The organism is Psychrobacillus sp. AK 1817, from assembly GCF_008807035.1.
Lineage (GTDB): Bacteria > Bacillota > Bacilli > Bacillales_A > Planococcaceae > Psychrobacillus > Psychrobacillus faecigallinarum.
Map to the genome: position 1 here is coordinate 1,856,716 of NZ_CP031739.1, position 21,036 is coordinate 1,877,751.

A 21,036-nucleotide genomic window follows, 5' to 3' on the forward strand; every position below is an offset into this window, starting at 1 on the left:
ATTCCTATTCTCCTTAATCTAGTGCTTGAGCTGCCGTAATATAAGCAAGCTTGTATACATCTTCTGCATTACAGCCTCGAGATAAATCATTAACAGGGGCATTTAATCCTTGTAGAATCGGCCCTATTGCTTCAAATTCTCCAAGACGTTCTGCGATTTTATAACCTATATTTCCTGCTTCCAGAGATGGGAAAACAAAGACACTCGCATCTCCTCTAACCTCAGCACCTGGTGCCTTCTTATCTGCAATAGAAGGAACAACGCTTGCATCGAATTGCAGCTCTCCTTCTATCGACAAATGAGGAGCTCTTTCTTTAGCCAGAATAGTCGCTTGAACGACCTTTTCCGTTTCCTCTGATTTCGCAGAACCTTTTGTTGAAAAGGATAGCATAGCTACTTTCGGCTTTATACCAAAGGCAGCAGCTGTTTTTGCTCCCTCTATCGCTATTTCTGCTAAATCCTCACTTGTAGGAGCAATAGTGATTGCGCAGTCTGCAAAAATATAACGAGTGTCATTCTTTACCATTAAAAATGCTCCACTCGTCTTAGATACACCAGGCTTTGTCTTGATAATTTGCAATGCAGGCCGAACAGTTTCAGCTGTTGTGTGGGCAGCTCCACTAACTAAGCCATGAGCTTTTTTTGTGTACACAAGCATCGTACCGAAATAATTGACATCCATTAATATCTCTTGTGCTTGCTCAGGTGTCGCTTTACCTTTTCTTCTTTCGACAAATGCATTCACGAGCTCGTCCATATATTCATAAGTTTTAGGATTTAATACTTCTAGTTCAGGTGTAATTTCTGCACCACTGCCTATTACGATTGGGTGAATTACTCCCTCTTTCTGTAACTTCAACGCTGCCTCGATGATTCTCTCATCATTTCCCTCAGGTAAAATTATAGATATGTTTTTGCCTCTTAGCCTATCTTTTATTTCTTCAAATAAATCTGCCATAACTACGCCTCCTTTAAGGATTATTTATAGAATAAGCATACACGAGTTTGTCACATTATGTCATTCTAAAATGGGGCAAATAAGGGAATTCTAAATTCGGGTGTGGTAAACTAAATATGCGAAATATTTATTAAAGGGAGTGTCATAATAATGAATGAAGCAGCTATTACATTAGATGGTTGGTACGTTTTACATGATTTCCGACAAATGGATTGGGCATCATGGAAACAAGTAGATCCTGAACTTCGTAAACAAGCAACAGATGAATTTGTTGCATTTTTAGATGAATTACAACAAGCAGATGATGCAAAAACCGGAGCGCATGCTTTCTATACTATTGTGGGCCAAAAAGCAGACTTTATGTTAATGACGTTACGTCCAACTATGGATGAATTACAAGAGCTAGAGGCACGATTCAACAAACTTACAATCGCGGACTTCACGCTTCCTGCATATTCTTACGTATCAGTAGTAGAATTATCTAACTACCTGTCTGGTGAATCAAATGAAGATCCTTATCAAAATCCACATGTGCGATCACGACTATATCCACAACTTCAGCGTTCTCAATACGTTTGCTTTTACCCAATGGACAAACGCCGTGAAGGTAATGACAACTGGTATATGCTTCCAATGGAACAACGCAAAGAATTAATGCGCAGCCACGGAATGATCGGTCGAAGCTATGCTGGAAAAGTAAAACAAATTATCTCTGGTTCTGTTGGCTTTGACGATTTCGAATGGGGAGTAACATTATTCTCAGATGATGTACTTCAATTTAAAAAATTAGTTTATGAAATGCGCTTTGATGAAGTAAGTGCTCGATATGGAGAATTCGGTTCATTCTTCGTTGGTACTATTTTAGAAGGGGAAAAACGTTCTACTTTCTTCAATCTATAATTGGAATATATGGAAAAGGCCGCCGTTTGGTGGTCTTTTTTTATCTGCAAAATTTGTCATGTTAGGTCATGCATTTACATAGTTTAATGTAGGAGGTGATGCATTGGCAGTAGTTAAGGCTACATCCAAACAAATCGACCTACTAGCAAGGCTAATGCGGGCAGAAGCGGAGGGGGAAGGCGAGCTAGGAATGTTGATGGTCGGTAATGTTGGCGTTAATCGAGTTCGTACTGCTTGTTTAGATTTTGAGAATATACGAAACCTCGAAGAAATGGTTTTTCAACGCCCGGGTGGTTTTGAAGCTACTACTAAGCCATATTTTTACCAGCGTGCAAGAGATGCCGACATAAGATTAGCACAGCGAGTGGTCAACGGTGAGCGTTTTCATCCAGCTACTAGATCACTCTGGTTTTTTGATCCAGGTGAGAATACGCCATGTCCTGCTCAATGGTATGGTCAATGGAATACTGGGCGTTTCAAAGCACATTGCTTCTTTTCACCTACTGCAGAGGAATGTCCAGAGATTTAAAAACAGAGAGGATGTATAAATGGTTCAGTATTATTGGTACCCTGGTAGCTATCCAAATCAGCAATATCAACAAGGACAACAAGCACAGCAAATTCCTGGTCAACAACAGCAGTATACTCCAGGTGTGCAAATACCCGCTGGCGGACGCCAAGAAGAATCCTATGTTGAAAACATCTTAAGAGCAAACAGAGGAAAATTAGGCACGTTCTATTTTACTTTTGAAAACAATGCAACAAGAAACAATGTAATAGTGACTGGGTATGTAGAGGCTGCTGGACGCGACCACGTTATTCTCAGCGATCAAAATGGCAAACGTTACTTAATGTTAATGATTTACTTTGATTATGCGACATTTGATGAAGAAATAAATTACTACTAAAAATGTATGGCTTATTCTTTCTTAGAGTAAGCCTTTTCTCATGAGCAAAATATATATCTAATGCAAGCATCCCCCACGGTAACATTTGCTTTTACACTGTCTGTTCACCTATTCCCCTTCTTAAGCACGTGCATATAAAAAAGGCAGACTCTTCTTTCTCCAGAGCCTGCCTTAATTTATTTATTAATTTGCGTATTTTGCCGCTGCAACTATTAGCATTATCCAACCTGCTAGGAATGCTACGCCACCAATTGGTGTGATTGCGCCTAGGACACTAATGCCCGTTAAGCTAAGGATATAAAGACTTCCCGAGAAAATAATAATTCCTGCAAGTATAAGATAACCCGCCGTGTTTAGCTGCGACACAGACCCCCATACTTTACTGCTCATCAAGATACCAATGGCTACTAGCGCTAGAGCATGAAACATTTGATATTGAACGGCAGTTTCCCATGTTGCTAAATACTTGTCTGCGACTCTACCTTCTAATAAATGGGCGCCAAAGGCACCTAAGGCTACCGATAGGAATCCATTGATAGCACCTGCGATGATGAAAAATTTCAAGGTCTTTCCCTACTTTCTATTGTTAAAAGTCAAATAGTGATTCTCCGTTTGCATCCTCTTCCTTTAGAGTGGTGGAAGGTGCAGTTAACACATTGCTTTTGGTAACCATCATAGTAGAAGGCACATGCACATTTGGGCTCTCTGAGAGTGGCACAGTAAGTGCTACGTCACATAAAGCTTTGATAGCAGCAAGACTTTCTCGGATTGATTGGTCTCCTGAGACTGCCTTTGCCTCCTGAAGCTGTTTTTCTATTTGCAGCAAAATCTGTCTATTGGAAATCATTTATTTACGCCCCTCCACTTGCTTTAGTTCAAATTTTAAGCATTCCACACCTGAAGATTTTTTTACTAATGCAGATGGGAGCTCCTGTGTTTTAAACTGGTACGCCTTACAGCCACGTGGATGGTTTGCATCCCAGGTTGTAAAAAAATGACGACATCTAAAGCAATTTACAGCCAATTTACTCCCTACTTTCTTAAGTTATATTAGCATAGTCAGAGGCAAAAATCGATTGGCTTGTCATTCCACTCTTGTAGCTTCGCATTAATTTGTGAGTAGGGTCTGCTCCCTAAAAAGCCTCTGTGAGCACTCAAAGGACTAGGGTGAGTCGATTGAATGATATGGTGCCTCGGTGTGTCTATCATTTTCATCTTAGCTTGAGCAGGCTTTCCCCATAGTACAAAAATGATAGGCTTTTCACGATCGGAAAGTTTCTGAATGACTGTATCTGTGAAACGTTCCCAGCCCATTCCTTTGTGAGAATTTGCAACTCCCGCTCTTACTGTCAAAACTGTGTTTAATAATAAAACACCTTGCTTTGCCCATTTTTCCAGATGTCCATTCGATGGAATAGGACAACCTAAATCCTCTTCTAGCTCCTTTAACATATTTCGCAAGCTTGGTGGAACTTTAACTCCCGGCTTCACAGAAAAGCTTAAACCGTGAGCCTGTCCAGGACCGTGGTATGGGTCTTGCCCTAAAATGACCACCTTTACTTCTTCATATGGAGTTAAAAGGAAAGCGCTCCCTATTTCTTCTCTGGGAGGAAAAATCGTATGTTCGGCATATTCCTTATCCAGAAAGGATTGTAGCTCTTGGAAGTAAGACTTTTCCCATTCTTCTCCTAAAACCTCTTTCCAGCTAGTCATAGCATCACTCCTCAAATTGTACTTGTACATCATATTCGATGAGCTGGAACATTTCCTGTACAGCTTTTATAGCATTTTCTTCTGCTAGCTCGAGAATTCCTTGTCCAGTAGATTCTTCAATCATCATTTCCTTGGCAGTCGAGGCTAGTTCATACGCCTCTTCAATATCGGCCTTTTCTCGAAATAATCCCTCGTAGGAAAACACCTCTACTTGATCGAAGAGTATTTCTGGACCTCCTAAAAATTCCGGCTTAGGCAATGTTAAAACAGCAGTCTTGTTTTCTTCATCTACCTTAATATCTGATTCGGTCACCTCCGAAAAATCAACACCAGCTTTAACTGACCCTGGAACTACAACTAAAAGCTGTCTCTTTGTCCCTGGTAAATCTAGTCCAATTTCTTTTCCAAAAACCGCATTATCTTGTCGTTCAATTATTACCTTTGTATATGCCTGTGCAGTGGATAATTCATTTAGCCCCTGCACCCTTTCTACAAATGACCCCTTTGTTTCTGTAAAGGTGCTCCCTTGAATTGCCCAAAATGCTGCGAATGGTAAAGCAGCAATTAGTAAGAAAGCAATAACAGAGAGGAATAGAACAGTTTTAAATTTAAATCTAGAGAAAAATAGAGGAATACTCCAAAGCTTAAAACTTCTTTTCGGTCTCTCTTCTACAATTGTAGCTGCACTTTCCTCATTTTGGGCCTTCAATTCCTTAAGAAGCTTTTCCATTTCTCGAATCTTATCATCTTTGTGCAAGTCCATCCCTCTCTTCCTATTAATCTAATACGTTTACAGTAAAGAAAAGTTTCTCTATTAACAACTAATCCGCCCAATGATACGATGGTAAAAAGGGGAAATGCATATGGCAGATTTTCAACATCGAGAAAAATTGAAAAAACTTGAAGAAGCTGCAGTAAACAATAACGTTCCTGCCAAGGCAAATAATATTGGGATAGGTTGTTTTTTAATGGGTACAATAATTTTTATATGTTTCTTATTATTTTTGTCTATCTCTCTATATTATAACGAAATTTTCATAGGTTCGATTATCACTTTTATGGTCGCTCTGGTATTTGCTTTCATATTGTTTAAACTATGGACAGCCCCAAAGCTACCTTAATTGAATTTTCATACCTATCTGATACAATGAAGAAAAGCGCAAGCGCCTATTTCTGCCCCGACAAGCAAATGGGGAAAAGTGAGGAGGCATTTCCTCTTTCCACTAGGGACTAAGCGCTCAGAGCTAGATCAACTTTGATTTTCTTATCTAAAAAACAATCAACTTTTAAGTAAAAAGGAGAACTTCACATGACAATAAAAAAAACATTAACAATTGCAGGTTCTGATACTTCAGGTGGTGCTGGGATACAAGCTGACTTAAAAACATTCCAGGAACACGGAACCTACGGGATAAATGTTCTTACAGTGATAGCTACAATGGATCCAGATAATAATTGGAGTCATGGAGTATTTTCCCTTCCAGTAGATGAGATTAAACGTCAAGCTAAAACAGCGTTATCTACAAACGTCGATGCCATTAAAACTGGGATGCTAAGTACGGAAGAAATTATCGAAGAAACCGGCAATATTATCGAGAAATCTGGAGTTACTAGTATCGTTATAGATCCTGTTATGGTTTGTAAGGGAGAAGACGAGGTTTTGAATCCTGGGACAGTAGACGCAATGATTACTCATTTGTTACCTCGTGCACTTGTAGTAACCCCTAATTTATTTGAAGCTGGTCAGCTGTCAGGATTAGGAACACTTAAATCTATTGAAGATATGAAGGCAGCCGCTGAGAAAATTCATTCACTTGGGGCTAAAAATGTAGTCATCAAGGGTGGAAAACAACTGGCATACGATAAAGCGGTTGATCTTTTCTATGACGGACAAACTCACACACTGTTAGAAACAGAGAAAACAGAAACTACTTATAATCATGGTGCTGGTTGTACATTTGCAGCTGCTATTACAGCAAACTTAGCAAATGGCCTTTCTGTAGCAGATGCGGTGTTGAAAGCTAAAGAATTTGTGGCTGCCGCAATTGCACATGGATGGAAGCTGAACCAATACGTGGGACCAGTTCTTCATGGTGCCAAAGGAAAATTCGGTGCCCCAGAAGTAACAACTACTACAGTTTGATACTCCTCCACTCGCAAAGTCTAACGAGGCTTTGCGAGTTTTTACATCATATAAGATTACGTAATATAAACAACGGTTCAATCATTCGCTTGATGAACTGTTTTTCATTATACTATTAAAAGACAGTATGCTAGGAGGCAATGAAATTATGGAACTAGTGAATATGGAACGACTACAAGAATTATTAAATAGCTTTGCAAATGAGGATGTGTATATACATTTGGAAACGACAAATGGTGCATATGCTACTCATTTCAACGAAAATGTGTTTAATGCAGGTGCATTTATTCGGAATGTAATGATTCGCTATGAGCTTGGAAAAGTAGCTGGAGAGGCTCCTCATCGTGTTGGACTAAAGCTTCCTCACGGATGGGTCTATGCACAAGGGATCACTCATTATGAATTAGATGAGCACGGTAGACTGCTAATGGCTGGACACGACCAAAGTGGAAAGCTTGCTGTAGCTCTTGAAATAAGCAAAACACCATTTACATATTAAGGAGGAATAAAAATGAATTTACCAATGGAACGATCTGTCTTGGTCGTATTCCCTCACCCAGATGACGAGGCTTTCGGAGTTTCTGGAACAATAGCTACTTATGTGAAACAAGGAATCCCTGTGACTTACGCTTGCCTAACTTTAGGGGAAATGGGTCGAAACCTTGGGAACCCTCCTTTTGCAACTCGCGAGACATTGCCACAAATTCGTAAGCAGGAGTTGCTTGCCTCAGCAAAGTCTATGGGAGTTACAGACCTACGAATGATGGGTCTTAGAGACAAGACAGTAGAATTCGAAGATGATGAAAAGATGGTCAAAATGATGGAGGATTTAATCGCTGATACGAATCCTTCTTTGGTCATTACATTCTATCCTAACTATGCCGTGCATCCAGATCACGATGCAACCGGAAGAGCAATGATTCGCGCAGTCCGTAGAATGCCAGAAGAACAACGTCCAAAGGTATACGCACTAGCATTTTCAAACGATTCAAAAGAAGTGTTAGGCGAGCCAGATATAATCCATGATATTTCTGGATCAAGTGAGGAAAAAATGGGCTCTATGCGAGCACACATTTCCCAAACAGCTTGGATGCTAGAGGAAATGGAAAAACGTTTAGCTGATGGAGAGCCAGAAGCTGAAAATTGGCTACACTTTGAGCGGTTCTACACATACGATTTCAATAAAGATTTCGAATAATGGAACATTTTTACCAGCTATAGACTTACCTTCTGGAATGAATTATCATGTGTAAAACACCTATTTCTTGCATAATTATTCAAAAAGAAAGTTGGCCTTCACTTGAAAAAATTTAGCTTATTTACTTGGCTTTTATTTCTTCTCCCTTCTATAGCTGGTGTCATCCTTTTCATGATCCCGCTACCAATTGGTGGAGAAGTTAAAATTCCTATCGCATGGTTTGCGAGCCTATTATCAGGAGTACTTGAACCGATCGTGCATTGGGTCGCCCTTATCACTTTGTTCATTGCGGCTATTGGTTCTCTAGTTTTTTTGTTTATTCCAAAGAACAATTCGTTTATTAATAACCTATTTAAGGTTTCTATATTTTGGACAATCACCCGAGTAGTCGGTGCAGTTTTTTCTGTATTAATCATTTTCCAAATTGGCCCCGAGGTTATTTGGAGCGAAAATACGGGAGGACTTTTACTAGCACCTGATGGGCTGGTTTCCTTCCTGTTTACAATTTTCCTATTTGCAGGCCTATTACTGCCTCTTCTATTGAATTTTGGTTTATTAGAGTTTTTTGGGACGATGATGGTTAAAATTATGCGTCCATTATTTAAGCTTCCAGGACGCTCCGCTGTAGATGCACTTACTTCTTGGGTTGGAGATGGAACCATTGGTGTCTTGTTAACAAGCAGACAATATGAGGAAGGCTATTACACAAAAAAAGAAGCGGCTATTATTGGCTCCACTTTTTCAGTTGTTTCCATCACCTTCTGTATTGTCGTACTTGAACAAGTCGGGTTAGAAAAGTATTTCGCACCCTATTACTTAACTGTCCTGCTTTGTGGTGTGGTACTTGCATTTATAATGCCACGAATTTATCCATTAGCAGGCAAAGAAGAAGTTCATATAGACGGTCGCCCATTAGACCTAGAAGCAGAGAAATATCCAGAAAATTATAATGCTCTAACACATGGTTTAGAAAATGCGTTAAATACAGCTAATAAAAACCGTTCTGTTAAAAGATTTTTTTCAGATGGTATAAAGAATGTCATTGATATGTATATAGGTGTTGCTCCAGTCGTACTAGCATTTGGAACAATTGCATTGATGCTAGCTGAGTACACACCATTCTTTACGATATTAGGTAAACCATTTGAGCCACTGCTCCTGTTATTTGGAATACCAGAGGCTGCAGCAGCTGCACAAACAATGGTAGTTGGCTTTGCGGATATGTTCCTTCCTACTATTCTAGGTGCTTCAATTGAATCTGAGCTAACGAGATTCTTTATAGCAACTATGTCAGTTACTCAGTTGATTTACATGTCCGAAGTTGGTGGATTATTACTTGGCTCTAAAATTCCGGTTAACTTTAAAGACTTAATTGTAATTTTCTTATTGCGTACACTGATTTCATTCCCTATCATTGCGGTAGTCGCACATCTATTGTTTTAAAAGGAAAACGCTTGGAAAACTCCAAGCGTTTTTTTATTATCTGCTGGACACTTTAAGCGGCATTTCCTATGTTATATCAGATTTAACTCATACTGATAAAATTGAGAATCCTTAGTGTATCCACTTTTTTCATATAGTCTCTGTGCAGCATAATTGTCTATTGCTGTAGATAGACTAATGCTTTTTGCTCCTGTTTCAATAGCATAATCTTTTGCCTTTTGTAAGAGCATTTCTCCTACTCCTTTTTTTCTGGCTGTTTTGTCTACATATAAGTCATTTAAAATCCAAGTTCTTTTCATAGATACTGATGAAAATGTAGGATATAGTTGTGTAAAACCAACGTAGACTTCTCGATCTCTAACTACAAATATGACCGAATCTTCATTTACTAAACGTTTTTTTATGTAGGTTTTTGCACCTTCTATATCTGACTCCTGCTGATAAAATATGCGATAAAGATTAAATAAATTTGACATACCTTCTAAATCTTCAATGGTAGCTTGGAATATTTCCATACTTCTCTCTCCTTTATAATGGATGGGCAATATTACATGATAGTTCTAATTTTCAATTACAATTTCTCCCTCTTCTTTTGGTGTTTCGAAACCATTAAGGTAGGAAATTAAAACTTCTTCTGTAATCGGGAACGCATTGGCATCAAAACGTTTGTTTCGTATTTTAAGTCGTTCACGCAAATCATCAGGATGAACTTTTAAATAAATAAGTTTCCACTTACCGCCGTACTTTTCAATAAGCTTTTTATATTGTTCTCTTCTCACACGATTCCAAAAACTGAAGTCAATTACTACCTGTTGTTTGTCCTGAATTAATTTTATTAACTGATTTCGCAATTTTCTTTCTGCCTCTTTCTTGTACTCCTCAATCATTTCCATTGGAAAATCAATCCCGAACCGACCATTAGTAGCCCATATTTCTTCATCAATAGAAAGACGAAAAAAGCCTTCTTTTTCTAATCGTTGGGAGAATGTAGTTTTTCCAGAACCAGCCACACCACACATCATTACTACTAGAGGAGTGAGGTCATCTCGTTCACGATAAATTAAGTCAAAATTAAACTTTTCAAACATCTGAATAATACCTCCAATTATTCAAAATAAATCTATCAAACAAGCTCTAATGCTCCGTTAGATTAGGAAAAAGAAAAGGGCGCTCTTCCAACACGACAGATACATTATATTTCTTGATAATTACTGTAACAAAAAGATTTAATTTTCAGATAAAATAATATATATTTGATTATTTTTCCACTAAAGGGAGAGAAGCTTTGTGCAAATCTTTATTTATATAGCTTTAGCTACTATTATCATAGTTACCATTTCATCTACAATTCTTCGAAGAAAGAATTATCGAAAGTATGGGATACCTACTGCTTTTTTAATAGGAATATCATTTGTAATCGCTGTCGTAAGCTTTTTCACATTGGATGGCTGGGAATCAATGGGGTTTTTCTTTATGTTTATTTGCATTACCATCGGTTCACTTATTGGCACAGGAATTTCAATGTTATTAAACTAAAGCGCCTGTTAGTTATCAACAATCACTCTCTTTTAATCGAACGTTCATTCGTGTATATTTAATACATACCAAATAAAGGAGAATAAATTATGAACTCAATTGATTTAATTCTTTTAAATTTCAACGAAGTACGAAGAAGAAGTGTTAAAGTTTGGACATCTATTCCCCAAGAAAAACTAAACTGGAAACCTGATGACGAAGCAATGACTTGTTTAGAGATGATTAGACATGTTCTAGAAAGTGAACATTATTACCAGTTAGCTATCCAAAATCAAGGCAGCTTGGCAGTATTTGAATCCCCTTTTGATAAGCAACCCTTTTCTACCGTAAATGCGGAATTGAAATTTGCAGAACCATTTAGAAATCACTTTTTAGAAACTATTAAGTCATTTTCAGAAGAAGATTTATCAAGTATTAAAATTGATCGTTCTGATTCTGGTTACATAAGAAGTTTGGGTGACATGTTGCTAAGAGTCGCCTATCATGAATCTGTCCATACCGGCCAATTGCTGGATTACTTAAGAATGGCAGAGGTTCCAAGAGTACGTGTTTGGGATTAATTTATCTTAGAGGTGTATCACTTAAGTGATATGCCTTTTTTTAGATAATAAGTGACTTGAGCAATATGCGACTTAAAATATTCTCTTCTCCTATTCACCTATACTGCTTTATTTCAGTAAGAAAAAAAATTGTCTTTGCAAGCCCATGATCTTTAAGTAGTCTAGTAAAAGGAAACCCTGTAGAATGGTTCCTCCCCTAATAATTTTTCTCGAATCAATGTAACTTATATTTTTAAAATAAATCTAATGCCCTCTCAATAATAAGTGTAGCTGTATTTTCATCAGGTGGCATCCATAGATTTGTAATTGGTCCATATACCACATGGTTTAGTTCAACTTCATAACCACCTTCCAAAAAGGCCTCTTTTGTAGGCAAATATCCTAAATAACCGTTAGTGTAGCCACCAAAAAAGGCAAGCTCATCCGAAAGTTTTTCTTTGAATTCAATGGCAGTTTCTGAGAAAGGTTCCATTGGTATTCCAGTAAACGACCCTTCGTTAATTTGAGTTGACTGAATTTCTATATTGATAGTTAAATATGTCTCATTTCGTTTGCGTTTATCTAAAATGACAGAATGCCATCTATCGGTATTTACACCCCATTCTTTTTCAGCTAGTTTGGCCATTTTATGTATTTCTAAAGGTTCAGGTATTTCTTTCAATCTCATCAATAATGTAGTTGAGACTACCTTTAAAATTTTAATAGGTTCAAATTTTACTTTAGGAAGCATGGTTAACACGTAACCGCTTAAAGCTTATGCCATTTTTTCCATATTCTCCAATGAACCGCGATACATAGCATTAATATTCCCCGAAGCCCCTTGTACAACGATTACAGTACATTTTAATATATTTTCAAGGATTTCCCTTGTTAAGCCTGGATAATCTGCTGATAAGATATCACTATCTCCTTTTAATACATTCGGATGGGCTGTACAGAATATAATTAGTCCGGATAATTTCTTTGTTTTCTCGTTTCTTATCACTAAAATACCAACTCTTTTATCAACTGGACCAATTGGATTTGTACCCATTATCACTTTACCGTCAGGAGTATTTTCCCTTCGATTAATTCCTAATTCACCAAGAGTTACATTCCAACCAATCTCTGATAGTTGTAAATTTTTATCGGCCAAAATCGCTGCTTTTACAGCGTTGCTCATTAATGTGTCTTTATAAATCTTAACTATTTTTTTTGTGCTTACTGTAGCGGGACCAGAATGCGTATGAGTATAAACTACTGTAATTTGTTCAGTAGGAATTTTCAACTTACTTGAAGTTTGTTTACGGATAACTAAAGTGTCTTCAACTAACATTCCAATATTATCAATACTAATAAACACAGATTTAGTATTATTGTTTTCAAACACAAATGCAGTTACAAAGATATGTTCGTTAATATTACTAACTCCTGTAGGCCGATGGTATCCGATAAAATCAATACCCAAAGGAGGTGTAATATCTACCTTGTAAACTCCTGCTCTACTCAAATAGTTCTCTCCATTCTATAGATTAACTTATCAAATTGTTCTTCAACAATCTGTTTCGTTAGTTTAATAAGAAACTCAGTACTGGTGGTAATAATAAGAGGCTAATTGAACTGAAAATAAGTATTCTAGAAACTATTTTCGGTAATTTTTTTCTACCTTTTCCTTTATACCATCCGCTAAATTGCAATTTATTTCTATAGAGTACAAAAATCAGAATAAGAATAGCTAAAGAACCTAGCCAGTTATATTTTTCAGTATAAGTGCCAATTCCTATATACATTTCTTTTAAAAAGTAACCTAACATTGCACCTACAATAGCAAATATAAATATTACTCGTATTAACTCCAACAAGACTCTCATGTTACTCCCCTAACTTTTTATTAAAAAAATTTAACATTTATATCACAAGCCATCATTTTACTAAAGAAAAAAAACAGGTCTCTACGATCTGAACTGTTAAGACGTTCTCCTAGTACAAAAAGGTATCCATTTGGCAGAGCAATTACACCTAAATTTTGTGCTAAGTAAGGCTCTTCGTAACTTTAACCGGTAATAAAAAGTTCATCGTTTTCATAAGTGATATTACTTTCACCCAGTCCAATAATTCATTTTTTCTTTAGTTTCCCACATTCAATAGCTCTTTTCTTATAGAATAATTCATTCAATTAATACCTTCGACATCGCGCTAATAATACCTGCTCGTTAAACTACATTGCTTCAAAAGTATAATAAGTAAAAAGAGCCCCCTAAGCAGCTCAACAATATCTTTCATTAAAGTAACCTTTAATTTAACAAGACAATCGAATATATTGATATTTGTTCACCATAAAAAATAATGATGCTCCCTATAATAAACATTGGGAAGGCTAGCAATATCCTGTTTTTTTTAATTATCCGTACTTCTATTATTATCAATATTACGTGATAGATTCCATTTAAAGTAGACGGATAATAACCTTAATATAACAATTATGATTAAGAGCGAATATGTGGCATAGGGGCCGGTAACGATCCTTTTAACTTAATAAGCACTTCAATATCTTAAATCCATATTTGCTTTTTAAAAAGAAACAATCCTAATAGGGAAAATATATTATAAATTCAATCTCATAAAAGACTGTTTTTCGAAAGCTTTAAACAAAACCTTCGTCATTCTAAGTGATATAACCATAGGCTATAAAGAAATAATTCACTATTTTAAAAAGAGAATAAAATAAAAATAGGGTGGCAAAATTGCCACCCGCAAGAATTTATTTTAATACACGATTGAGAAAACTAAATACTTCTTTTAGGTTTTCCTCTGAATTAAAAGGTTCCCCTCCGTGAACTGCGCCTTCCAAAAGTGTAAGCTCTACCTTCTCATCACCTAAAACATCTGTTAGTTTTTCAGAGAAATCAATGGACTGTTGCGTTGGCACGTTCGGATCAGCCGTTCCGTGTTGGATAAAAAAGGCTGGATCATTTTTTGTAATGTAAGTTTCCGGGTTCGCTTTCTCTACTTCCTCTATATTTTCGGTAATATTTCCTCCGATGTACTTGCTTTCCGGAGAATCATCTGAGCTTCGTTCTCCTATTTTTGGAGTGATTCCGGATTCCGTAAACTGCTCATCCAGTTTCATAAAGTCAATTTGTCCATACCAATCAACGACAGCTTGTACTTCAGAAGAATATTCCATATTTTCAGTATTTTGACCATTTAAAGAGTCGTCATCTCCACTCGTACCGACTAGTGCCGCTAAATTTCCGCCCGCACTGCCTCCCCATGCCACAACCTTTTCAGAGTCCAAGTTGTATTCTTCCGCATTAGCTTTAACATAACGAATTGCAGCTTTTATATCACTAATCGCTGCAGGAAATATCGCTTCACCTGAAAGTCTATAGTTGACCGCTACAACTGCATACCCGTGATTGACACCTTCTATCATGGCAGTCAGGTCCGTCCCTGTTTTATCTCCCTGCATGAATCCACCCCCGTGGATTGCGATGATTACTGGAAACGGTCCTTCGCCTTCATTGGGAAAATAAATGTCCAGCTTTTGCGTTTCCGATTGGCTGCCGTATTTTACATCTAATTGTTTGTTCTTAATGAAAGAGGTATCAATTGCCTCAGCAACCTGTTGTTTCATTTCTGCTTGCTGAGTTGTTTCCGTTTCTTCACTATTTTTTGGAGCCGTTTCTTTGGAACTGCTTGATGAACACCCAGCTAATAATACCATTGCTAGGGACATTGATAAAATTGTTGATATAGATTTTTTCATTTGTGCTTCACTCCTAATTGTTTTGTATGTTCTTTCTATAAATTGATCATAACAAAACATTGTGGCACAAAAATGGCAGAAAAACGAGGTAAAATGAACGTTTTTCTGCCAAAAATTTTATGCTTTTTTTAAGGTGATAGTAAATGTGGTTCCTGCATTAGCCTGACTTTTCACACTGATTTTCTCCCCAAGCTGTTCCATGATTTCGAGCGCAATGGACAGCCCGAGGCCACTGCCTGTACTTGTATGCGATAAGTCTTCCTTGTTAAACCGCTCGAATATGTGCGGAAGAACTTCCTTAGAAATACCTGGGCCATTGTCCATTATCATGATTTCCGCTTTACGAGCTGTCGTTTTGGCGTCGATAGTCACTTTGCCATTTTCCGGAGTGAACTTAAACGCGTTATCGAGCAAAATGGTAAGCACTTGTGTGATACGATCTTCATTTGAATAGGTTGCGGGCAAACTTTTCGCACGTTCTGTAATTTGAAATTGAAGATCCATGTCGTCTGCTAAAATAGCAAATGGCTCTGAAACTTTCGCTATGATTTCTTTTGTATTCACGATTGATTTAGTATATGCCGTTTTTTTGTATTGCAGCCTCGATAATTCAAGCAAATCCGAGATGAGTTTTTCTAAGCGAACACTTTCTCTCAAGATGATGCTGTAGTATTGGTCGATTTTTTCCTGATCTTTGACAACATGGTCCGACAGTGTCTCTGTCAAAGCTTTGATAGATGCAAGCGGTGTTTTCAGTTCATGGCTAATATTGGCGACATAGTCTTTGCGCATTTGTTCAAGGTGATTTTTCTCTTTGATAAACAACGCAAGAAAAACCAGAATGATGATTGTTCCAATAGCCAGAGTTACGAAGAATACAAGGTAAAAACCATTAAGCGCTGCTTGATAAGCGCGTGCCTCTTTTAATAAATAGATACCACCTGTCACTTTGTTGTCCTGGACCAATGGTTGCCCGATTATAATTGCTTGCGCAGAATACCCCGGTACTTCCTGGATTTCAACTACGGTTTTGCCACTGATAATTTTTGGCAAGTACGAGGTTAATTCCTTGTTTACTTTCGCATCAGAAGAAAATCTTGAGATTGGTTCATCGTTGTAAACATTGATTTCCATTCCATGGACATCATAAGCCTTAATTAAATAATCATCGGTTTTTCTTATATTTTCACCATCCGCAACCTCTTCTCCGATCAACGTGAGGGGCGGCTGGAGTTCTTCAATTTTTGATTGGGTAAAGTAATGTTTGATTGCAAAAGCCCCCAAGAGCTGACCAGAAATAAATATCAATAGAATGACAAATGCAATCCACAGCTTACTTGAAAATAACCGCTTCATACAAATAACTCAAATTTATAACCGACACCGTAGACGGACTTTATGGAAAACTCGGGAGAAGCTTTAGCGATTTTTTGACGGATTCGTTTGATTAGGGTATCGACTGCACGCGTGTCTCCGATATAATCATATCCCCAAACTTTGTACAGTAATTCCTCACGGTTGACCACTTTCCCTGTGTTTTTGACTAGAAAGGTCAAAAACTCCACCTCTTTTGCAGTAAATTCAATTTCCTGATTATTGATCAGAACTTCATAACCATCAATATCAATGGACAGATTTCCTGCTTTTAAATAGTGGATATCTTCTTTTTTTGGTTGCACCCTTTTTAGTATGGTTTTGATCCTTACTACTATCTCTCGTGGAGAAAAGGGCTTTGTTATATAGTCATCGGCACCAATTTCAAGTCCGACAATCCGATCCACTTCTTCGCTTCTAGCGCTAAGCATAAGGATAGGAATATCGCTAGTTTTGCGTATCTCCTTACATACTTCGGTCCCAAAAAGACCGGGCATCATGATATCAAGTACCACTAGATCAAAATTGTTTTCTTTTAGGAGTTTGAGTGACATCTCTCCATCGTAAGCAGACACGCTATTCATACCTTCAGCTTGTAAATAAGCATTGATACTTTCATGAACAGCGACATTATCGTCACAGATTAATATGGTTATGTTATGATCCATTACGGTAAATCCCTTCAATCTTTAAAGTTCATTTGTTTTGTTATTTTAATAGTTTTTTCGAACTCTATATTTTCACATATTAAATAAAAAAGCAATTCGAATAACTTTTTGACTATAACTCCTCTTCTGTATACTTTCATTGAATAACTCTTTGTTGCGCAAATATTAAAGCGAACCATCTATTGAAATAAAGCAACGATAAAAGTGTACAATGCACTTTTACCGTTGCTTTTTCAATTGTTTTAATTTTAGATTTACACTAGCTTAATCTGTTCCTAAAGGTGTAATATTCTAACCGCTAACAATAAAGTTGTTTAATTAAATACGCGACTCTTAAAGTTCCTGTTGCGTTAGTTTAAGTACAATATTTCCTAAAATTTGTTAACTTTTATTATGTAAAATAATTAGTCAATTATTAAAACAAGTTTACCATTTCCTATACCTTTAGATAGCTGATCAAAGGCCTGCGATGCTTGCTGAAGTGGCAAAGTAGTACCAATAATCGGACGTAATGCTCCACTATTTAGCATTCCAATTACACCATGAATGCTTTGTTCATATTCATCTTTAGGTGCATTCCAAAGAGCTGTTGCTAAAATATCACATTCCTTTTGCATTGCAAGACGTGGATTTATTTCTATTGAACCACGATTTCCGATGATTACAATCTTACCAAATGGTGCAATCAGCTTTAAATCTGTTTCTAAATTAATATTTGCTAAAAACTCAATAATTACATCTGGTCCATTGCCATCCGTTAAGGCTAGCACATCTTCAATCGTTGCTTCAGTCACATGATCAATGACGATATCTGCACCAGCTTGCTTAACCATTTTTTTACCTTTAGGCTTACTTGCTGTCCCAATCACTTTAGCACCGTGAGATTTTGCCATTTGGACAGCCTGTAATCCTAGCCCACCACTGGCTCCATGAATAAAAACAGTTTGACCTGGTCTCAGACAGGCACGTTGAAATAATGCACGATATGCAGTTAACGCAGGTACCCCTAATGCTGCACCTTGTTCAAAAGATACATGGTCTGGTAACAAATGAACCAACGTTTCATCACACACCATCTTTTGTGCAAATGTCCCGGTACTATTACTTCTCAGTAAAGAAGCAATAAATACACGGTCACCAACTCGAATATTTGTGACTTCTTCTCCAATAGCCTCTACAACCCCTGCACCGTCTAAGCCAGGAGTATAAGGCAATTGCGGTACACAAAACGCATATGTACCTGTTAATGTATAGGTATCACTCGAATTAACTCCCGCAGCGTATAAACGAATACATACGTCTTTTTTTCCTACTACTACATCCTCAACGTCTGTGTATGCTAACTTCTCAGGTCCACCAAAATTTGTAACTTGAATTGCTTTCATGTTGTCAACCTCCTCTCATTAATTATATACAGAAAATTATTAATTTACAGTTTTCACATAACACTTCATACTGCATAGCCAAATCTACTTTTTGTTTAAAATTAGCACACGTTAGCAACCATGCCCAAATCAGAAAACTACCAAATACCGCCACAAAGAAAAGTAAAATTATAAATATAACGTAAATTGATAATCTATTGATTTCTTGTAATCCTTCGCATTATCCACACGGTTATCCGAAAAGTACATTTTTAACTTTGCGTGTTTCAAAAACATTCCCCCTTAAATTAAGCACGAATATAATCAAGCATTAATTTCAAATTAGCTTTCTCTTATTGAACCAACCCGTTGCTATAAGTTAAAAAAAATTAAAGTTTCCTAAGCGACCTGTAACTAAGACCCAATGTTAAAAAACATCAAAAAAAACCTAATCTATTGAAACTTATCCACCTCAAAAAAATGTATTTAATTCCCTTTATTGAATATTCTGTATTTTAAGGTATAATTAAGGAAATTAATATGGAGAAAGGTGATGTAAATGAAAAAACTATTAAGCATATCATTGTTTTTAATAGGATTAGTGTTTGTGTTCTTTTCATTTTCTACAAATTCTTTTGCAGACGAGAACGATAAAAGTTACGTAGATGGCCAAGTTATATCTGCTTCAGACACTTTAGACTACTCATATTTAACAAGGAACGATATAGGTTACAAAGATGGGCAAATTATAGCTGTTTCAGAGGACAACACCATTGAAGTATTTTATTCCAACTTCTCCGATATACAAGAGACCCATTATTATGAAGAATTCGGTGATATGAGTTTAATCCAAGCTGTAAGATCTTTAAATGGTTGGTTTGCTACGTTCGCTATTGAATAAAACTACTAAGTGAAATTTATCCCAAGCTCACCTATTTGGTGGTTTTTTTACTAAATGAAGTGATGGAAGTGCCACAGAGTGAAATAAGAACTTACTATGTTCCGATATCTATTTTGATCCAATGTCTTATTATCCTTTAATTAGATTCAACTTAAAGAAGATAAAACCTTCTTGAAATAACTACTTTTTATTTCTTTAGCCTTCTGAACTAAAAAAATGCTCTCCGCATCTTAAATATGCAGGGAGCATTTTATTTTTATTAGTGTGGTAAAAACAATAATTGAAATGCAAATAGGATAGCAAATATATATAGCATCGGATGTACTTTTTTTGCTTCACCTTTAACTATTTTCAAAATAGGGTAAATGATAAACCCAAAAGCAATTCCAGTTGAAATGCTTGAAGTAAGAGGCATGATCAAGATGATTAAGAAAGCAGGGAATGCTTCGTCAAATTTACTCCATTCAATTTCTTTTACAGAACCAATCATCAATGTACCAACAATAATTAGGGTTGGAGAGGTAATCGCCGCAACACCAGATATGGCACCTACTAAAGGTCCAAAGAAAGAAGCAACAATGAATAAAACAGCAACGGTTAAACTAGTTAAACCTGTACGGCCACCAACAGCAACACCAGATGAAGACTCAACAAATGCTGTTGTTGGACTAGTTCCAAACATAGACCCAACAGTCGTCGCAACTGAGTCAGCCAGTAATGCTTGGCGAGCACGAGGTAATTTTTCGTCTTTCATCAAACCAGCTTGCTTAGCAACACCAACCATAGTACCTGTCGTATCAAAGAGTGTAACTAAAATGAATGAGAATACTACTCCGTATAAACCATAAGAAATAACTTGGCTAATTGCTTCAATTGGATTCCAAATTAAAATACCTTCTGGTAAATGAGGCAGAGCTACCACTTTATCAATATGTAGTTGATTTGTTAACACAGCTACGATACCAGTAATAACCATACCAATAAATAATGCACCTTTTATATTACGTACCATTAAAATCACAGTGATTAATAAACCAAATAAAGTTAAGAGAACACCAGGGGAAGTTAAATCACCTAGCATCACTAAGTTACTATCACTTGCCACAACTACTTTAGCCATTCGTAAGCCTAGAAAGGCAATAAATAACCCAATACCTGCAGTAATTGCATGTTTTAAATTTTTCGGAATTGCCGTTATTAACTTTTCTCTCAAAGGTGTTAAAGATAAAAGAATAAAAATTATACCTGCTACGAAAACAGCAGCAAAAGCTGTTAAATAATCAATTTTTCCGTCTGACGCTAACACGACAGCGTAAGTGAAATATGCATTCAATCCCATACCAGGAGCAATTGCGATTGGATAATTGGCGCAAAGCGACATCCATAATGTACCGATAACAGCAGAAATAATAGTTGCCATAAACACTTGATCAAGTGGTACACCTGCATCCGATAAAATAATCGGATTTACAACAACGATATATACCATTGTGAGAAATGTGGTCATCCCCGCAATAAGTTCAGTCTTTACATTCGTACTATGCTCCTTCAAACGAAACATTTTATTACCTTCTTCCTTAAACACGAACATTTTTAATAACATTAAATATATTATTCGTTTT

25 protein-coding genes and 1 pseudogene are annotated in these 21,036 nt (G+C 36.8%); 11 read left to right on the plus strand and 15 right to left on the minus strand.

Features of this window, described 5'->3' with window-relative positions:
- Nucleotides 1-13 precede the first annotated feature (13 nt).
- Nucleotides 14-958 (minus strand): phosphate acetyltransferase, encoded by a 945-nt coding sequence (gene pta / locus D0S48_RS09265; protein WP_144539793.1) that lies wholly within the window; start codon nucleotides 956-958, stop codon nucleotides 14-16.
- A gap of 150 nt (nucleotides 959-1,108) precedes the next feature.
- On the opposite strand from pta, the gene hemQ reads away from it, so the two are divergent.
- The 3 genes from hemQ (at nucleotide 1,109) to gerQ (ending at nucleotide 2,766) form a co-directional block, all read left to right on the plus strand.
- Entirely contained in the window at nucleotides 1,109-1,858 is a 750-nt protein-coding gene (gene hemQ, locus D0S48_RS09270) for a hydrogen peroxide-dependent heme synthase (RefSeq protein ID WP_144539795.1), read from the plus strand.
- Between the two features lie 103 nt (nucleotides 1,859-1,961).
- Nucleotides 1,962-2,387 (plus strand): cell wall hydrolase, encoded by a 426-nt coding sequence (locus tag D0S48_RS09275; RefSeq protein ID WP_222123076.1) that lies wholly within the window; start codon nucleotides 1,962-1,964, stop codon nucleotides 2,385-2,387.
- A gap of 19 nt (nucleotides 2,388-2,406) precedes the next feature.
- The gene (gene gerQ / locus D0S48_RS09280; protein ID WP_144539797.1) at nucleotides 2,407-2,766 is read left to right on the plus strand and encodes a spore coat protein GerQ; all 360 of its coding nucleotides are present in this window, start codon (nucleotides 2,407-2,409) and stop codon (nucleotides 2,764-2,766) included.
- A 183-nt stretch (nucleotides 2,767-2,949) separates the two neighbouring features.
- Here gerQ and D0S48_RS09285 read toward each other — a convergent pair whose 3' ends face one another.
- Genes D0S48_RS09285 through D0S48_RS09305 form a run of 5 tightly spaced genes read right to left on the minus strand, consistent with a single transcriptional unit; the run spans nucleotide 2,950 to nucleotide 5,242 of the window.
- The gene (locus tag D0S48_RS09285; protein WP_144539799.1) at nucleotides 2,950-3,330 is read right to left on the minus strand and encodes a DUF423 domain-containing protein; all 381 of its coding nucleotides are present in this window, start codon (nucleotides 3,328-3,330) and stop codon (nucleotides 2,950-2,952) included.
- A 22-nt stretch (nucleotides 3,331-3,352) separates the two neighbouring features.
- Nucleotides 3,353-3,613, minus strand: a complete 261-nt coding sequence (locus D0S48_RS09290; RefSeq protein WP_144539801.1) for a YwdI family protein — start codon at nucleotides 3,611-3,613, stop codon at nucleotides 3,353-3,355.
- Nucleotides 3,614-3,790, minus strand: coding sequence for a uracil-DNA glycosylase (locus D0S48_RS09295; protein ID WP_151111417.1), 177 nt, complete (start codon nucleotides 3,788-3,790; stop codon nucleotides 3,614-3,616).
- A gap of 35 nt (nucleotides 3,791-3,825) precedes the next feature.
- Entirely contained in the window at nucleotides 3,826-4,479 is a 654-nt protein-coding gene (locus tag D0S48_RS09300; RefSeq protein ID WP_144539804.1) for a uracil-DNA glycosylase, read from the minus strand.
- A gap of 4 nt (nucleotides 4,480-4,483) precedes the next feature.
- Nucleotides 4,484-5,242: a DUF4230 domain-containing protein gene (locus tag D0S48_RS09305; RefSeq protein WP_313955906.1), complete on the minus strand. Its 759-nt coding sequence runs from the start codon at nucleotides 5,240-5,242 to the stop codon at nucleotides 4,484-4,486.
- A 100-nt stretch (nucleotides 5,243-5,342) separates the two neighbouring features.
- Between D0S48_RS09305 and D0S48_RS09310 the strand changes: the two genes are divergently transcribed.
- The 5 genes from D0S48_RS09310 (at nucleotide 5,343) to D0S48_RS09330 (ending at nucleotide 9,263) form a co-directional block, all read left to right on the plus strand.
- Nucleotides 5,343-5,600, plus strand: coding sequence for a DUF2207 domain-containing protein (locus tag D0S48_RS09310; protein ID WP_144539807.1), 258 nt, complete (start codon nucleotides 5,343-5,345; stop codon nucleotides 5,598-5,600).
- Between the two features lie 188 nt (nucleotides 5,601-5,788).
- Nucleotides 5,789-6,622, plus strand: a complete 834-nt coding sequence (thiD, locus tag D0S48_RS09315) for a bifunctional hydroxymethylpyrimidine kinase/phosphomethylpyrimidine kinase (RefSeq protein ID WP_151111419.1) — start codon at nucleotides 5,789-5,791, stop codon at nucleotides 6,620-6,622.
- Between the two features lie 148 nt (nucleotides 6,623-6,770).
- Nucleotides 6,771-7,121: a YojF family protein gene (locus tag D0S48_RS09320; RefSeq protein ID WP_144539811.1), complete on the plus strand. Its 351-nt coding sequence runs from the start codon at nucleotides 6,771-6,773 to the stop codon at nucleotides 7,119-7,121.
- Between the two features lie 12 nt (nucleotides 7,122-7,133).
- Nucleotides 7,134-7,820 carry a bacillithiol biosynthesis deacetylase BshB2 gene (bshB2, locus tag D0S48_RS09325; protein WP_144539813.1) on the plus strand — a complete coding sequence of 229 codons (687 nt, stop codon included), beginning with the start codon at nucleotides 7,134-7,136 and terminating at the stop codon, nucleotides 7,818-7,820.
- Nucleotides 7,821-7,922: 102 nt separating this feature from the next.
- Nucleotides 7,923-9,263 carry a YjiH family protein gene (locus D0S48_RS09330; protein ID WP_144539815.1) on the plus strand — a complete coding sequence of 447 codons (1,341 nt, stop codon included), beginning with the start codon at nucleotides 7,923-7,925 and terminating at the stop codon, nucleotides 9,261-9,263.
- 71 nt (nucleotides 9,264-9,334) lie between these two features.
- On the opposite strand, the gene D0S48_RS09335 is transcribed toward D0S48_RS09330, so the two are convergent.
- Nucleotides 9,335-9,778, minus strand: coding sequence for a GNAT family N-acetyltransferase (locus D0S48_RS09335; protein ID WP_144539817.1), 444 nt, complete (start codon nucleotides 9,776-9,778; stop codon nucleotides 9,335-9,337).
- Between the two features lie 45 nt (nucleotides 9,779-9,823).
- Nucleotides 9,824-10,351 (minus strand): P-loop nucleotide/nucleoside kinase family protein, encoded by a 528-nt coding sequence (locus D0S48_RS09340; protein ID WP_144539819.1) that lies wholly within the window; start codon nucleotides 10,349-10,351, stop codon nucleotides 9,824-9,826.
- 199 nt (nucleotides 10,352-10,550) lie between these two features.
- On the opposite strand from D0S48_RS09340, the gene D0S48_RS09345 reads away from it, so the two are divergent.
- Both D0S48_RS09345 and D0S48_RS09350 read left to right on the plus strand, forming a co-directional pair.
- Nucleotides 10,551-10,799 (plus strand): YesK family protein, encoded by a 249-nt coding sequence (locus D0S48_RS09345; protein ID WP_144539820.1) that lies wholly within the window; start codon nucleotides 10,551-10,553, stop codon nucleotides 10,797-10,799.
- An 89-nt stretch (nucleotides 10,800-10,888) separates the two neighbouring features.
- Entirely contained in the window at nucleotides 10,889-11,359 is a 471-nt protein-coding gene (locus D0S48_RS09350; protein ID WP_144539822.1) for a DinB family protein, read from the plus strand.
- A 232-nt stretch (nucleotides 11,360-11,591) separates the two neighbouring features.
- On the opposite strand, the pseudogene D0S48_RS09355 reads toward D0S48_RS09350, so the two are convergent.
- The 6 genes and pseudogenes from D0S48_RS09355 to D0S48_RS09380 form a co-directional block, all read right to left on the minus strand.
- Nucleotides 11,592-12,848 (minus strand): annotated as a pseudogene (locus tag D0S48_RS09355) (neutral/alkaline non-lysosomal ceramidase N-terminal domain-containing protein).
- Nucleotides 12,849-12,906: 58 nt separating this feature from the next.
- Entirely contained in the window at nucleotides 12,907-13,209 is a 303-nt protein-coding gene (locus tag D0S48_RS09360; RefSeq protein ID WP_144539824.1) for a hypothetical protein, read from the minus strand.
- An 890-nt stretch (nucleotides 13,210-14,099) separates the two neighbouring features.
- The gene (locus D0S48_RS09365) at nucleotides 14,100-15,107 is read right to left on the minus strand and encodes an alpha/beta hydrolase fold domain-containing protein (RefSeq protein WP_225215977.1); all 1,008 of its coding nucleotides are present in this window, start codon (nucleotides 15,105-15,107) and stop codon (nucleotides 14,100-14,102) included.
- Nucleotides 15,108-15,224: 117 nt separating this feature from the next.
- Entirely contained in the window at nucleotides 15,225-16,463 is a 1,239-nt protein-coding gene (locus D0S48_RS09370) for a sensor histidine kinase (protein WP_144539826.1), read from the minus strand.
- Nucleotides 16,460-17,149 carry a response regulator transcription factor gene (locus D0S48_RS09375; RefSeq protein WP_144539828.1) on the minus strand — a complete coding sequence of 230 codons (690 nt, stop codon included), beginning with the start codon at nucleotides 17,147-17,149 and terminating at the stop codon, nucleotides 16,460-16,462. Before D0S48_RS09375 ends, D0S48_RS09370 begins: the two co-directional genes overlap by 4 nt.
- A gap of 404 nt (nucleotides 17,150-17,553) precedes the next feature.
- Complete coding sequence (locus D0S48_RS09380) at nucleotides 17,554-18,534, minus strand: NADPH:quinone reductase (RefSeq protein ID WP_144539830.1); 981 nt, start codon at nucleotides 18,532-18,534, stop codon at nucleotides 17,554-17,556.
- Between the two features lie 538 nt (nucleotides 18,535-19,072).
- Between D0S48_RS09380 and D0S48_RS09385 the strand changes: the two genes are divergently transcribed.
- Nucleotides 19,073-19,414 (plus strand): hypothetical protein, encoded by a 342-nt coding sequence (locus D0S48_RS09385; RefSeq protein WP_144539832.1) that lies wholly within the window; start codon nucleotides 19,073-19,075, stop codon nucleotides 19,412-19,414.
- 259 nt (nucleotides 19,415-19,673) lie between these two features.
- Here D0S48_RS09385 and D0S48_RS09390 read toward each other — a convergent pair whose 3' ends face one another.
- Complete coding sequence (locus tag D0S48_RS09390; RefSeq protein ID WP_144539834.1) at nucleotides 19,674-20,975, minus strand: NCS2 family permease; 1,302 nt, start codon at nucleotides 20,973-20,975, stop codon at nucleotides 19,674-19,676.
- Nucleotides 20,976-21,036: the final 61 nt, after the last annotated feature.

What these genes read in the sequence shown, in the direction of transcription:
- D0S48_RS09300 (WP_144539804.1), bottom strand. Translation starts at nt 4,479, where the DNA reads ATGACTAGCTGGAAAGAGGTTTTAGGAGAAGAATGGGAAAAGTCTTAC.
- D0S48_RS09370 (WP_144539826.1), bottom strand. Translation starts at nt 16,463, where the DNA reads ATGAAGCGGTTATTTTCAAGTAAGCTGTGGATTGCATTTGTCATTCTA.
- D0S48_RS09350 (WP_144539822.1), top strand. Translation starts at nt 10,889, where the DNA reads ATGAACTCAATTGATTTAATTCTTTTAAATTTCAACGAAGTACGAAGA.
- thiD (WP_151111419.1), top strand. Translation starts at nt 5,789, where the DNA reads ATGACAATAAAAAAAACATTAACAATTGCAGGTTCTGATACTTCAGGT.
- gerQ (WP_144539797.1), top strand. Translation starts at nt 2,407, where the DNA reads ATGGTTCAGTATTATTGGTACCCTGGTAGCTATCCAAATCAGCAATAT.
- D0S48_RS09390 (WP_144539834.1), bottom strand. Translation starts at nt 20,975, where the DNA reads ATGTTTCGTTTGAAGGAGCATAGTACGAATGTAAAGACTGAACTTATT.
- D0S48_RS09340 (WP_144539819.1), bottom strand. Translation starts at nt 10,351, where the DNA reads ATGTTTGAAAAGTTTAATTTTGACTTAATTTATCGTGAACGAGATGAC.
- pta (WP_144539793.1), bottom strand. Translation starts at nt 958, where the DNA reads ATGGCAGATTTATTTGAAGAAATAAAAGATAGGCTAAGAGGCAAAAAC.
- bshB2 (WP_144539813.1), top strand. Translation starts at nt 7,134, where the DNA reads ATGAATTTACCAATGGAACGATCTGTCTTGGTCGTATTCCCTCACCCA.
- D0S48_RS09335 (WP_144539817.1), bottom strand. Translation starts at nt 9,778, where the DNA reads ATGGAAATATTCCAAGCTACCATTGAAGATTTAGAAGGTATGTCAAAT.
- D0S48_RS09320 (WP_144539811.1), top strand. Translation starts at nt 6,771, where the DNA reads ATGGAACTAGTGAATATGGAACGACTACAAGAATTATTAAATAGCTTT.
- D0S48_RS09385 (WP_144539832.1), top strand. Translation starts at nt 19,073, where the DNA reads ATGAAAAAACTATTAAGCATATCATTGTTTTTAATAGGATTAGTGTTT.
- D0S48_RS09290 (WP_144539801.1), bottom strand. Translation starts at nt 3,613, where the DNA reads ATGATTTCCAATAGACAGATTTTGCTGCAAATAGAAAAACAGCTTCAG.
- D0S48_RS09375 (WP_144539828.1), bottom strand. Translation starts at nt 17,149, where the DNA reads ATGGATCATAACATAACCATATTAATCTGTGACGATAATGTCGCTGTT.
- D0S48_RS09310 (WP_144539807.1), top strand. Translation starts at nt 5,343, where the DNA reads ATGGCAGATTTTCAACATCGAGAAAAATTGAAAAAACTTGAAGAAGCT.
- hemQ (WP_144539795.1), top strand. Translation starts at nt 1,109, where the DNA reads ATGAATGAAGCAGCTATTACATTAGATGGTTGGTACGTTTTACATGAT.
- D0S48_RS09365 (WP_225215977.1), bottom strand. Translation starts at nt 15,107, where the DNA reads ATGAAAAAATCTATATCAACAATTTTATCAATGTCCCTAGCAATGGTA.
- D0S48_RS09380 (WP_144539830.1), bottom strand. Translation starts at nt 18,534, where the DNA reads ATGAAAGCAATTCAAGTTACAAATTTTGGTGGACCTGAGAAGTTAGCA.
- D0S48_RS09360 (WP_144539824.1), bottom strand. Translation starts at nt 13,209, where the DNA reads ATGAGAGTCTTGTTGGAGTTAATACGAGTAATATTTATATTTGCTATT.
- D0S48_RS09305 (WP_313955906.1), bottom strand. Translation starts at nt 5,242, where the DNA reads ATGGACTTGCACAAAGATGATAAGATTCGAGAAATGGAAAAGCTTCTT.